The organism is Stenotrophomonas sp. 24(2023) (genome assembly GCF_030913365.1).
Taxonomy (GTDB): domain Bacteria; phylum Pseudomonadota; class Gammaproteobacteria; order Xanthomonadales; family Xanthomonadaceae; genus Stenotrophomonas.
Window position 1 is genome coordinate 1522462 of the sequence record NZ_CP133160.1, and the last position, 13182, is coordinate 1535643.

Consider the following 13182-nt stretch of genomic DNA (forward strand, 5'->3'; position numbering starts at 1 on the left):
GCATACGCTCCCGTGTGGACCGGCGGCCGGTGGGGCTGTGGAACCGCGCCTGCGCGTGGAACCGTTTGCCCCGTTCCACCGGCAGTCAGCCAAAGGCGTATTCTGATGCTTTGCAGCAACGACTGAATACGTTGCTGTTATTGGCCCCCCAGCCGTCGCCAGGGGTACAAAGGGGAATCGCCGTGTTGCGCCGCAGGAAGGCTATCTCGTACGCCTTCTTTAACATGGCGATTCATATCATTTGTAACTTCTCTGTCGAAGGTGCAGTACGCAATGACGGTTGCCGCTGAGTTCAAGATCGAATACCTGCAGTACCTGGACGCGGACGGCACGCTCGTCCGTGACGACCTGCCCGCGTCGCTGCGCGACCCCAAGGTCCTGGTACCGCTGTTCAAGCAGATGCTGTACGTGCGTACGTTCGACAGCAAATCCATCGCGCTGCAGCGCACCGGCAAGCTGGGCACCTACGCGGCCTGCCTGGGCCACGAGGCCGCGCATGTCGGCATCGGTGCGGCCATGCACGCCGGCGATGTGTTCGCGCCCAGCTACCGCGAATACGGGGCGATGTTCATGCGCGGCGTGCGCCCGTACGACGTGCTGATGTACTGGGGCGGCGACGAACGCGGCAACGACTACACCGGCAACGCGGTGAAGGACTTCCCGTTCTGCGTGCCGATTTCCACCCAGTGCCTGCATGCCGCCGGTGCGGCGCTGAAGTTCAAGCTCAACAACGAGAAGCAGATCGCGGTGGCGGTGTGCGGCGACGGCGGCAGTTCCAAGACCGACTTCTACGCCGCCTTGAATTCCGCCGGTGCCTACAAGCTTCCGCTGATCCTGTGCATCGTCAACAACGGCTGGGCCATCTCGGTGCCGCGCTCGGCGCAGACCGGCGCCGAAACCCTGGCCCAGAAGGGCCTGGCCGGCGGCCTGCACTGCCTGCAGGTGGACGGCAACGACCTGATCGCCGTGCTGGCGGCGATGGAGCAGGCGCGTGAGCGCGGCCTGGCCGGCGAAGGCGGCACGGTGCTGGAACTGATGACCTACCGCCTGTCCGACCACACCACCGCCGACGACGCCCGCCGCTACCGCGACGACGCCGAGGTGAAGGACGCCTGGACCCGTGAGCCGATGCTGCGCCTGCGCAAGTACCTCACCGCCCAGGGCGTGTGGAGCGAAGAAGAAGAAAAGGCCTGGGTGGAGCAGTGCGCCGCCCGCGTGGACGAGGAAGTGAACCAGTACCTCAACACCCCGGTGCAGCCGGTCGAGGCGATGTTCGATTACCTCTACGCCGATCCGCCGCCGGACCTGCTGGCACAGCGCGCGGCCGCCATCGCCCTGGAGCAGCGCCATGGATGAGATCAAGAGCAGCAGCCCCTCGTCCCAGGCCAGTGCCGCCGACAGCGCCGCTGTCGCCGGTGGAGATACCGCAATGACCGCTACCCCCATCACCCTGATCGAAGCCATCACCCAGGCCCTGGCCTGGGAGCTGGAACACGACCCGTCGGTGCTGGTGCTGGGTGAGGACGTGGGCGTCAACGGCGGCGTGTTCCGCGCCACCGCCGGCCTGCAGCAGCGCTTCGGCGCACAGCGCATCCTCGATACCCCGCTGGATGAAACCACCATCGCCGGCCTGACCGTCGGCCTGGCCGCGCAGGGCATGAAGCCGGTGGCCGAAGCGCAGTTCGACGGCTTCGTCTACCCGATGGTCGACCACATCATCTGCCACGCCGCACGCCTGCGTACCCGCACCCGTGGCCGCCTGCACTGCCCGATGGTGCTGCGCGTGCCGTGGGGCGGTGGCATCCGCGCGCCGGAACACCACAGCGAAGCCAACGAATCGATCTTCACCAACGTGCCGGGCCTGCGCGTGGTGCTGCCGTCCAGCCCGCAGCGTGCCTATGGCCTGCTGCTGGCCGCCATGCGCGATCCCGACCCGGTGATCTACATGGAGCCCAAGCGCATCTACCGCCAGTACAAGGAAGTGGTCGCCAACGATGGCGAAGCACTGCCGCTGGACGTGTGCTTCGTGCTGCGTGATGGCACCGACGTCACCCTGGTGGCCTGGGGCGCGCAGGTGAAGGAAGCCCTGGAAGCGGCCGACAAGCTGGCCGGCGAAGGCATCAGTGCCGAAGTCATCGACGTGGCCACGCTGCGCCCGCTGGACTTTGCCACCATCGCCGAATCGGTGGCCAAGACCGGCCGCTGCGTGATCGTGCAGGAGGCCCCGAAGACCGCGGGCTTCGGCGCGGAAATCGCCGCGCGTCTGGCCGAGGAATCGATGTACGACCTGCTGGCCCCGGTCGAGCGCGTGACCGGTTACGACACCCACATTCCGCTGTTCCGGCTGGAGATGAAGTACCTGCCGAGCGTGGAACGGATCGTGACCGCGGCCAAGCGCGCGGTGGCGGCAGGCTGACATGCGGGCCCGCCTGTTGGGGGCTTACCGCAGCCAATATCCCAATCCGCTCCGCTTCCGGACCGGCCAGATCGTCGAAGTGGGTGTACGTGACGAGGAATGGCCGGCCTTTGCCTGGGTACGCACCGATGACGGGCGTGCCGGCTGGGCCCCGGTAGCGTGGTTGCAGCAGCTGGACGATGGCCGCGCAGAGGCCCTGCGCGACTATGACGCCCGCGAGCTGGATGTGGACAGCGGCGAGATGGTCAAGCTGCATCACGAACATGGTGGGTGGTGGTGGTCCGAGCGCGCCAATGGCGCGACGGGTTGGCTGCCGGCCCACGAACTGGAACTGCTGGAAGAGAACTGCACATGAGCCAGACCAAGAACTTCAACCTGCCCGACCTGGGCGAAGGCCTGCCGGACGCCACCATCGTGGAATGGTTCGTCAAGGAAGGCGACGTGATCAAGCTGGACGAGCCGCTGGTGTCGATGGAGACCGCCAAGGCCGTCGTGGAAGTGCCCTCGCCGGTCTCCGGCAAGGTGCTGAAGCTGTCCGGCGCGGCCGGCGACATCATCACCACCGGCGCGGTGCTGGCCAGCTTCGAGATCGACCCGAACCTGCCGCAGCGCGCCGATGGCCAGGACACCGGCCACAGCCACGGCCATGCCCCGGCGGCACCGGCTGCCGCCCCGACCCCGCCGCCGCTGCCGGCCGCAGCCGCCCCGGTGGCCGCTGAAGAAAAGGCCGAGCGCGATGACGCCGGCACCGTGGTCGGTGCGATGCAGAGCTCCAACGCCGTGCACACCGAACAGGCGCTGGCCGTCGGTGGCGTCAAGGCCGTGCCGGCCGTGCGCGCCATGGCCCGCAAGCTGGGCGTGGACCTGGCCCGCGTGCGCGCCACCGGCGCCGATGGCGCGGTGACCATGGCCGACGTCAAGCAGGCCGCGGCCGATGGCAGCGCCAAGGTCGGTGCCGCCCCGGCACCGGTGGCTGCAGCGGCCTACGCCGCACCGGCACCGGCACAGGTATCCGCCCCGGTACAGAGCCAGGACCGCACCCCGCTGTCTGCCGCGGGCAAGCCGATGCGCACCCAGCCGCCGGGCGTGGTCGCCAAGGGCCAGCCGGAGCCGCTGAAGGGCGTGCGCCGCAACATGGCGCGGGTGATGGCCGATGCGCACAGCAAGGTCGTGCCGACCACGCTGAACGACGACGCCGACATCCATGCCTGGCTGCCGGGCAATGATGTGACCGCCCGCCTGGTGCGCTCGATCGTGGTCGCCGCGCAGAAGGTGCCGGCGATGAACGCCTGGTTCGACGGTGAAGCGCTGACCCGTACCCTGCACGCGCAGGTGGACATCGGCATCGCCGTGGATACCGACGACGGCCTGTTCGTACCGGCCCTGCGCAATGCCGACATGCTCGATGCACGCGGCATCCGCGAAGGCGTCAACCGCCTGCGCGAGCAGGTGGAATCGCGCTCGATCGCCGCCTCCGAACTGAGCGGCTACACCATCTCGCTGTCCAACTTCGGCATGTTCGCCGGCCGTTACGCGACCCCGGTCGTGGTGCCGCCGTGCGTGGCCATCGTCGGTGCCGGCCGTGCCCGCCACCAGATGACCCCGGTGATGGGTGGCGTGGAAGCGCACAAGATGATCCCGCTGTCGGTCACCTTCGACCACCGCGCGGCTACCGGCGGTGAAGCGGCCCGCTTCCTGCGCGCGATGATGGACGACCTGGCCCTGGCCAGCTGATCGCCAGCAACAGGAAAGGCACGAAAACGCCGGGCATCGCCCGGCGTTTTTCGTTCATGGCAATGCCAGCATCACCCGTGCACGGCACGGCTGTAAATACGCAGGCGATGCCCGTCCACATCCACGCCGACGAACGTATGCCCGAACGGCAAGGTGACCGGGGCCTGCACGATCTTCACGCCCTGCGCCTGCCACTGGTCGTGCATGCGCTGCACGGTGGCCGCATCGGGCACGACCATCGCCAGTTCGGCCGCACCGGCATCGGCGCTGACGGCAGGCTTCACATCATCGCGCTGCCATAGCCCAAGCACGGCTCCATCGCCGAGCGGGAACAGGGCGAACACCGCAGACTGCTCGACGGCGGGCCGGCCGAGCAAGGCGGCATAGAACGCGGTACTGGTGGCGACATCGCGAACGTACTGCAGCAGCAGGGTGGGCTGGAACATGGGCAACTCCGTCATTGGGAGCGCCCATGGTGCGGTGGCCCCGCTGACAGATTCTGTCAGCGGCCGTGCGCCTCGATGCCGGCTACACCCGGCCCCGGCTCAGCACGGTTCCCACTCCGGTTCGATGCCCTGTTCCTTGCGCCAGCGCCGGATCAGCACCGGGTGCGTGGCGGGAATCGGCACCTCCAGCCTCTGCAGCGCCTGCACCCGGTCGAGGCGGAAATGGCGGAAGGCCGCCCGTGTCTCGCACCACGCGGCCAGCATTGGATCGGTCATGAAGATGCCCAGCGTCACCGGCCAGACGGTGCGCACGCTGTCCTCCCCTGCAGCATCGCGATAGGCCAGCTGCAGGCAGCGGCGTGCAGCCAGTGCCTCGCGTACCTGCTGCATGATCTGCGCAACGGTGGGCGGCGGTGGGCGGGCCGGCCCGACACCCAGCGGGTTGTCATGCAGGCGCTGGCGGCGCGCTTCCGGCAGGGCATGGCTGATGCGTGCCAGCGCACTGCGCGCGGCATCGGCCAGCACCGGATCGGCATTGGCGGCCACCCAGCGCAGCCCCAATGACAGCGCATCCACTTCCAGCGCGGGCAGGGTCAACGGCGGCAGGAACTCGCCAGGCTCCAGGAAGAAGCCGTAACCGGGGTCGCCATGCAGGTCGGCCCCCTGTTCGCGCAGGGTCGCGATATCGCGGTAGAGCGTGCGCAGGCTCACGCCCATCTGATCGGCCAGCCGCTGCCCGCGCACAGGGCGCCGGTAGCCGCGCAGCACCTGCAGCAGTTGGGCCAGGCGGAGCGGACGTGACACCGGCTCAGCCCACCAGGTCGCGGGCAGGCACCACGGTCTGCCCCGGCTGCGGGTCCAGCGCGGCCTCCACCAGGGCGGCGGCGATCACATCGGCGGGGTTGAGCCGCCAGCCGCGCGGCAGCACCGGCCCGAACAGCCCCAGCACGCGCTGCGCCAGCTGCTCGGCTGGACGGCGCTGGCTGCGCTCGCCACCGATAACACCGGGCCGCACCAACGTCAGCGCGGCAAAGCCCAGACCACGCAGGTCGTCTTCCAGCGCGCCCTTGACCCGGTTGTAGAAGAAGGGCGAGCGGGCATTGGCGCCCACCGCCGAGTTCAGCACGAACACCCCCGCCCCCTGCCCCTGCGCCAAACGGGCGAAGGCCAGGGGATAGTCGTGGTCCACCCGCGCGAAGGCCTCGCGGCTGCCGGCCTGCGCACGGGTGGTGCCCAGGGCGCAGATGACCGCATCCACGCGTGCCCAGTCCGGTGCCGTGGGCAAGGCACCGAAGTCCAGCACGGGGTTTTCCAGGCGGGCATCACGGGCCCGCAGTGGACGCCGCGCCGGGGCCACCACACCGCTGCAGCGGCGGTCGGACAGCAGCCGCGGCAGTACCCGGCTGCCCACCAGGCCACTGGCCCCCAGCAACATCACGCGCATCGCTCCCCCTCCTGCGGCATCCTGTGCCCATCCTAGCCGTTCAAGCCACCGTCGGCCGCGCCGATATGCTGTCACTGGTGCCGGCCACCGGTGCCTTTCCCACCCAGGATTTCCCCATGACGGACCGCCCCGACGATCGCCCTGCTACCGGCACCGCGCTGGGCCCGCTGGCGCGCGTGCGGGCGGTGGCCGACGACGGCCGTGGCGACCGGGTGGTCCTGCAGGGCGGTGGCGCGGTGGCACTGCAGCAGCTGTTCGCCGGGGCCGATGCGCCCGAACCGCTGCTGGCCGCGTTCGCCAACGGCATGGCGACCCTGCCCGGCGAACTGGGCGACATGGGCGACCGCCTGCAATCGGCACAGGCCAGCGCCGACTGGCCCCGCTACGGCCGGGCGATGCGCCAGCTGATCGACAAGTACATCCGCACCATCGAACAGCAATCCCCCGATGGCCAGCCCGACAGCCTGCGCCTGCGCGAGCAGCTGCGCCTGCTGCTGGGCACGGCCGTGGTGGCGCTGCTGCAGCACGACCCGGGCCTGCGCGAGCAGGCCACGCAGTTGGCCGGCACCCTGCGTGCCTGGCAGCCCGGTGCACCGCTGGAGCCGATCGAACAGGGCGTGCGCGAACTGAGCCACCAGATCGGCGTGCGCGGCGAAGGCTGGCAGGAACAGCAGGACCTGCTGCTGAACCTATTCGACCTGCTGCTGGAAAACGTCAGCGAACTGCTGGATGACCGCAGCTGGCTGCAGGGCCAGATCGGCGCGGTGCGGCAGCTGCTGTCCGGCCCGGTGGACCCGGAAGCGGTGGAGCGCACGCGCGCCGAACTGCGCGAGGTGATCTACCGGCAGGGCCTGCTGCGTGAGGGCATCAACGAATCCAAGGCGGCCATGCGCGGGCTGATGGGCGAGTTCATCGAGCGCATGGATGGCATGGCCACCAGCACCGGTGAATACCACGACCGCATCAGCAGCTACGCGCTGGCGCTGCGCGAGGCGCGCAGCATTGCCGATCTCAACCAGCTGCTGCAGGACGTGATGCATGACACCGGCAAGGTGCAGCAGCAGGCCGCGCAGGCCCGCGACCACCTGGCCACCGCACGCGCGGATGTGGAGCGCGCCGAGCAGCGCATCACCGAACTGGAAAACGAGCTGCGCGAAGTGGGCGACCTGGTGCGTACCGACCCGCTGACCGGCGCGCTCAACCGGCGCGGGCTGGACGAACTGCTGGCACGCGAGCTGGCCCGTGCCGCGCGCAACGGCAGCCCGCTGGGGGTGGCCGTGCTGGACCTGGACGATTTCCACCTGACCAACGATGCCCATGGCCATGCCGGTGGCGACGCCGTGCTGCAGCACCTGGTGGCGGTCTGCCGCCTGCTGCTGCGCGCCACCGATGGCGTGGCCCGCCTGGGCGGCGATGAATTCGTGCTGGTGCTGCCGGAAACACCGGCCGCCGATGGCATGGGCACCGTGCAGCGCCTGCAGCGCTCGCTGGCCCACCGCGTGCTGACCGTGCAGGGCCAGCGTGTGCCGGTGCACTTCAGCGCCGGGCTGGCGCAGTGGCAGCCCGGCGACAGCGGCGAACAGCTGCTGCAGCGCGCCGACGCCGCCCTGTATGCGGCCAAGCGCCAGGGCAAGAACCGGGTGCAGGCCGGGTAATCCCGCCGTACACCGGCATCCGTGTTGGTAGATGCCAACCTGGGTTGGCTGCCATGGTAGAAACGTGCCAACCCAGGTTGGCCTCTACCGGAGCAGCGGCCTCTACCGGCCGCGCAGCTTCTGCACGCCCTGCACCACGCCCAGGATGACCGCACCGGCCACCAGGCCGACGCCGATGTTGGCGGCCGCATTCACCAGCCAGCCCCACGGGCCGTCACCGCCCAGCGCCTGCACCGCATGGTGCAGCGCCGGCACGTTGTGGACCAGGATGCCGCCGCCGACCAGGAACATCGCCACGGTGCCGGCGATGGACAGGAACTTCATCAGCCATGGCGCTGCCACCAGCAGGCCACGGCCCAGTGCCGCCAGCGCCGCCCCCTTGCGCGCCAGGTACAGGCCCAGATCGTCCAGCTTGACGATGCCGGCCACCAGCCCGTACACGAAGATCGTCATGGCCACGGCCACCACGGCCAGCGTGCCGACCTGGTTGATGAACGGCGCGGCGGCCACCACGCCCAGGGTCAGCACGATGATCTCGGCGGACAGGATGAAATCGGTGCGCACCGCGCCTTTCACCTTCTCCTTTTCCCAGGCCACCATGTCCACCTGTTCGTCAGCCAGCGCCTGGCGGCGCTCGGCCTGCCGCTGCGCATCATCATCGGCCGAGTGCAGGAACTTGTGCGCCAGCTTTTCCACGCCTTCAAAGCACAGGAAACCGCCACCGATCATCATCAACGGCACGATCAGCGGCACGTTCCAGCCCCGGCCGTGCAGCCAGGCTTCCAGCGCACTGATGGCCAGCGCCGCCGGCACCAGGATCACCTTGTTGACCAGCGAGCCCTTGGCCACTGCCCACACCACCGGCAGTTCCCGGTTGGCGCGCACGCCGGTCACCTGTTCGGCGTTGAGCGCCAGGTCATCGCCCAGCACGCCGGCGGTCTTCTTGGCGGCCACCTTGGTCAGCACGGACACGTCATCCAGCAGCGAAGCAATATCGTCGAGCAGGGCGAACAGGCTGGCACCGGCCATGGCACATCCAACAAAGAGGGTCGAAGGCGGATTCTGACCGATCCGGCCGCGCCTGCGGAAGCGGGTTCACCGTGCGCCTACCCGGCTGCGGGGACACTGGCCCGGTGATCCCGTTCCGCCCGGCGGCGCCGGGCGCTACCGGGCCCGACGCGCCGCCGACATCAAGGAGTTCCGCTTGAGCAGTCCGTCCACCGCCACGAGCAACCCACCGCTGGTGACCGGCATGAACCGGCGCAGCCAGATCCTGCGCCTGCTGATGCGCTACCGGCATTCGGGCGTGTTTTCCGGCATGAACCTGGACACCGCCGGCAGCCATGCCGATGTCCCGGCCGACGGCAACCCCGAACAGTTCGTCAGCGATCTGGAGGCGCTCGGCCCGACCTTCGTCAAGCTCGGCCAGATGCTGTCCACGCGGCCGGACATGGTGCCGGTGGAATTCGCCACGGCCCTGGAGCGCATGCAGGAACAGGTGGCCGCCATTCCCGTCGAACGCATCCACGCCATCATCGAACAGGAACTGGGCGTGCCGGTGAACAAGCTGTTCGCCAGTTTCGACCCGCAACCGCTGGGCTGCGCTTCCATCGCGCAGGTGCATCGCGCCGTGCTGCATGACGGCCGGCAGGTTGCGGTGAAGGTACAGAAGCCGGAAGTGGCCGCGCAGCTGCGCTCGGACCTGGAAGCGCTGCGCAGCTTCGCGCTGGCCGCCGATCACCTGACCCAGGTCGGCCGCCGCGTGCGCCTGCGCGATTGGCTCAACGAATTCGCCAAGACGCTGATGCAGGAGCTGGACTACCACGCCGAAGCCGAGAACCTGGCGCGCTTCGGCCAGCACCTCAAGCCCTTCCGCCGCCTGTGGGTGCCGCAGCCGGTCAACGATTACTGCAGCCAACGCGTGCTGACCATGGAACTGGTCAACGGCGTGCGCGTGGATGCCATTCCCGATGTGCGTCGCACCGAGGAATCGATGGAGCCGCTGGCCGCCGCGCTGATCCGTGGCTACCTGGACCAGATCTTCGTGCATGGCGAGATCCATGCCGACCCGCACCCGGGCAACCTGCGGGTGACGCCCGATGGACGCCTGGCGATCTTCGACCTGGGCATGGTCGCGCACATGCCGCCACGGCTGCGCGAGCGCTTGCTGAAGATCCTGTTCGCCGCCGTGGATGGGCGCGGCGAGGAAGTGGCCGACGACCTGATCAGCATCAGCACCCGGCTGGAAGCCTTCGACGAGGAACGCTACCTGCGCGAGACCGGCCAGCTGATCGCCCGCTATGCGGCCACCAGCAGCTTTTCCGAAGGCCGGGTGGTGCTGGACATGGTACGCATCGCCACGGCGAGCGGGCTGCGCACGCCACCGGAACTGAGCCTGCTGGGCAAGGCGCTGTTGAACCTGGAAACGGTGTGCCGCCTGCTGGCGCCGCAGCTGGAAACCCGGCGCATCGTCGAACGCCAGCTGCAGCACGTGATGCGCGCGCGCCTGAAGAAATCGCTGTCGGCAGCGAACCTGGCCAGCGAGGCGATGGAACTGCAGCAGCTGCTGCGCGATGGCCCGCGCAAGCTCACCGACATCATGGCGCTGCTGGCCGAAAACCGGCTGCAGATGAAGGTGACCGGGCTGGAGGAGTCGCGGCTGATGGAAAACCTGCAGAAGATCGCCAACCGCGTATCGGCCGGCATCATCACTGCCGCCCTCATCATGGCGTCCTCGCTGATGATGCGCGTGGAAACCGGCTGGCATCTGTTCGGGTATCCGGCCATCGCGATGCTGCTGATGCTGATCGGCGTTGTGCTCGGCCTGGGCCTGATCGCCAGCGCGCTGCTGTTCGACCGCCGTGCACGCGCACGCGAGGAACGCGGGCACCGCTGAACAGGGATACATCGACACGAACCGACACATGATGCGTGCATCTGCACGCAGTTTTAACGCATGCGGCGTGTTTCGCGCTGCGCCATCACATTCATCAACGAACAAACATTTCAGTCAGGTTCGCGCAGGCATGATCCAGTCATCGCCCTGTCATGCACCTGTGCATCGCAGCTGCGATCGGATGGACAGCGCGTCGGTACGACGTCCATCACCACGACCCCGTCGCTGCCGAAGATGCCCATGCTCTGGATTCTGCTGCTGTCGCTGTTGCTGTTGGCCTGGTTGCTGCTTGCCTCGGAACGTTTCATCTGGGCCAAGGCCAGCCTGTTCTCGCTGCTGCTGCTTGCACTGAGTGCGTGGTGGTTGATCGACCAGTTGTCCGGCGATGGCCTGAATGCGGCCACCCTGTACCACCTCGGCGCGGACATGGAAGGCGCCGGCGTGGCCGACTTCAAGCGCGTCATCGCCGGCTTCATCGTGCTGGCACTGGTATCGCTGCTGCCGCTGTTCGCCACGCGCGTGCGCCGCTGGCGACGCCCCGGCCACGGCACCGCATGGTTTGCCGCCTTCGCCTGCACCTGGCTGGTCGCCATCACGGTCAGCCCGCTGGCACGCGATGGCCAGCGCCTGTACCAGCAGCTGCGCCCGGTGGATTTCAGCCGCGTGGCACCGGAATACCAGGTGCCCACGCAGGCGCTGCAGCGCCCGCGCAACATCGTCTGGATCTATGGCGAAAGCCTGGAACGCACCTATCTGGATGAGCGCACGTTCCCGGGCCTGATGCCCAACCTCAACCGCCTGGCCGGCAAGGCGCTGGACGTGCGCGGGCTGGCTTCGGCCGAAGGCAGCGGCTGGACCATCGCCGGGCTGGTGTCCTCGATGTGCGGCGTGCCGCTGACCACCTCCCAGGGCGATGAGAACAGCATGGACCGCATGGGCAGCTTCCTGCCCAAGGCCGTCTGCCTGGGCGACTACCTCAAGCAGCAGGGCTACACCAACCATTACCTGGGCGGCGCCAACGGCCGCTTCGCCGGCAAGGGCCAGTTCCTGGCCAGCCATGGCTTCGATGAAGTACATGACCTGGACTGGTTCAAGCAGCAGAAGAAGATCGGCCGCACGCACTACTCCACCTGGGGCGTGCATGACGATGTGCTGCTGGACACCGCGTACCAGCGCTTCGAGCAGCTGTCGCGGCAGGGCGCACCGTTCATGCTGACCACATTGACCATGGACACCCATCACCCGGCCGGGCACCTGCCCGTTTCCTGCCGCGGCACGCGCTACGACAGCGCCTACGGCAACATCGGCCTGCTCAACGCGCTCAAGTGCACCGACCGCCTGATCTCGCAGCTGGTGGACCGCATCCAGGCCAGCCCCTATGGCAAGGACACGCTGATCGTGATCGCCTCCGACCACCTCGCCATGCCCAACGATCTGAGCCACATCCTGGCCCGGCAGCAGCGCGAGAACCTGCTGCTGTTCCTCGGTGACGGCGTGGCACCGCGCCAGCTGCAGGCCACCGATGCCAGCACGCTCGATTCCGGCGCCACCCTGCTGGGCCTGCTCGACCCGCACCAGCAGGCGCTGGGCTTCGGCCGTTCCCTGCTGGCCGACAAGCGGCCGGCCAGTGCCAGTGCAGCCGCCCGGCGCGAAGGCGGCAAGGACTACCCGCAGTACCTGGCCTTCGCCCGTTCGCTGTGGCTGGGCGAACCGACCCGTGAACTGAAGATCGATGGCGATGACCAGGTGGTGGTGGGCCTGCAGCACGTGCAGCCGCCGGTGCTGCTGGAATACGACAAGGACTGGGGCCTGAAGTCGGTCTACCTGGAAAATACATCGCGACAGTTCGACGATGCCGACCCGGACAACACCCTGGCCTACGTGGACCGCTGCACGGCGTTCGAGGACGGTTCGGCCGACGGTGACTGGTGCGCGCTGCTGGTGAACCGCGACAACGGCATCAAGCTGTACCGCGACGGACAGCTGCGCCAGGGCATCGCGGTGGATGCACCGCTGGATGCGTTACAGGGGCCGCGCCCGAGCGTGCGCCAGGCGCACATGATCACCCAGAAGGGCCGCCGCACCCGGGCCGGCCAGTACATGCTCAAGCTGGTGGCCAGCACGCGCCCGGAGCGTGGCTTCTGGATCGAAGCGGTGTCCTCGCAGCGCAAGGTGGTGCTGGCCCAGCAGTGGGTGCAGCCCGATGCGCAGGGCCGCATCAATGTGTCCTTCGGCCTGGACCACGAGGTGGATGATCTGGAAATCCGCGCATGGTTGAACCATGCCGAGAAGCTGGCAGTGGATACCTTCGCGCTGGTGCCCTCACGCGCGCGACCGCGGGGGTAAAGGGGGCCGGGCCGGCCGGGCTGCGCCCCGCACCTGCTACAGGCCAGAGCAACGTCAAAAGCAACTTCAAAAGCAGGCGTTCCATGGGATGGCGGGGCGATGTCGGATGGCGGGGACGCCGCAAGTACGTCCGTGTAGGCTTGGCCGCGGCATCCATGCCGCGGACACCCCGCAATCCGACACCGCCCCACCTCTGACAGCTTCACGCGGCTGTTGGCAGGTGTCGGCCTTGGTCGACACGGTAG

General features: G+C 68.4%; 11 protein-coding genes. 7 read left to right on the forward strand and 4 right to left on the reverse strand.

Annotated elements, in window-relative coordinates:
• Positions 1-273: 273 nt before the first annotated feature.
• The 4 genes from pdhA to Q9R17_RS06780 are packed head-to-tail and all read left to right on the forward strand — an operon-like array spanning position 274 to position 4150.
• Positions 274-1356 carry a pyruvate dehydrogenase (acetyl-transferring) E1 component subunit alpha gene (pdhA, locus tag Q9R17_RS06765; RefSeq protein WP_308157660.1) on the forward strand — a complete coding sequence of 361 codons (1083 nt, stop codon included), beginning with the start codon at positions 274-276 and terminating at the stop codon, positions 1354-1356.
• Positions 1349-2416, forward strand: coding sequence for an alpha-ketoacid dehydrogenase subunit beta (locus Q9R17_RS06770; protein WP_308157661.1), 1068 nt, complete (start codon positions 1349-1351; stop codon positions 2414-2416). Before pdhA ends, Q9R17_RS06770 begins: the two co-directional genes overlap by 8 nt.
• Position 2417: 1 nt before the next feature.
• Positions 2418-2771 (forward strand): SH3 domain-containing protein, encoded by a 354-nt coding sequence (locus Q9R17_RS06775; protein ID WP_308157662.1) that lies wholly within the window; start codon positions 2418-2420, stop codon positions 2769-2771.
• Complete coding sequence (locus Q9R17_RS06780) at positions 2768-4150, forward strand: dihydrolipoamide acetyltransferase family protein (RefSeq protein ID WP_308157663.1); 1383 nt, start codon at positions 2768-2770, stop codon at positions 4148-4150. Before Q9R17_RS06775 ends, Q9R17_RS06780 begins: the two co-directional genes overlap by 4 nt.
• A 71-nt stretch (positions 4151-4221) precedes the next feature.
• On the opposite strand, the gene Q9R17_RS06785 is transcribed toward Q9R17_RS06780, so the two are convergent.
• From Q9R17_RS06785 to Q9R17_RS06795, 3 genes are all read right to left on the reverse strand, one after another.
• On the reverse strand, positions 4222-4596 hold the full coding sequence (locus Q9R17_RS06785; protein WP_308157664.1) for a VOC family protein: 375 nt from the start codon (positions 4594-4596) through the stop codon (positions 4222-4224).
• Between the two features lie 99 nt (positions 4597-4695).
• On the reverse strand, positions 4696-5400 hold the full coding sequence (locus tag Q9R17_RS06790) for a YafY family protein (RefSeq protein ID WP_308157665.1): 705 nt from the start codon (positions 5398-5400) through the stop codon (positions 4696-4698).
• 4 nt (positions 5401-5404) lie between these two features.
• A complete protein-coding gene (locus tag Q9R17_RS06795; RefSeq protein WP_308157666.1) occupies positions 5405-6040 on the reverse strand; it encodes an NAD-dependent epimerase/dehydratase family protein in 636 nt (211 codons plus the stop codon).
• A gap of 116 nt (positions 6041-6156) precedes the next feature.
• On the opposite strand from Q9R17_RS06795, the gene Q9R17_RS06800 reads away from it, so the two are divergent.
• Positions 6157-7695, forward strand: a complete 1539-nt coding sequence (locus Q9R17_RS06800) for a GGDEF domain-containing protein (protein WP_308157667.1) — start codon at positions 6157-6159, stop codon at positions 7693-7695.
• Positions 7696-7797: 102 nt separating this feature from the next.
• Here the strand turns inward: Q9R17_RS06800 and Q9R17_RS06805 are convergent, their stop codons facing one another.
• Positions 7798-8724 (reverse strand): DUF808 domain-containing protein, encoded by a 927-nt coding sequence (locus tag Q9R17_RS06805; RefSeq protein WP_308157668.1) that lies wholly within the window; start codon positions 8722-8724, stop codon positions 7798-7800.
• A 223-nt stretch (positions 8725-8947) separates the two neighbouring features.
• On the opposite strand from Q9R17_RS06805, the gene Q9R17_RS06810 reads away from it, so the two are divergent.
• Both Q9R17_RS06810 and Q9R17_RS06815 read left to right on the forward strand, forming a co-directional pair.
• Positions 8948-10591: an AarF/UbiB family protein gene (locus tag Q9R17_RS06810; RefSeq protein ID WP_308158297.1), complete on the forward strand. Its 1644-nt coding sequence runs from the start codon at positions 8948-8950 to the stop codon at positions 10589-10591.
• A 240-nt stretch (positions 10592-10831) separates the two neighbouring features.
• Positions 10832-12937, forward strand: a complete 2106-nt coding sequence (locus tag Q9R17_RS06815; RefSeq protein ID WP_308157669.1) for a phosphoglycerol transferase I — start codon at positions 10832-10834, stop codon at positions 12935-12937.
• Positions 12938-13182 lie beyond the last annotated feature (245 nt).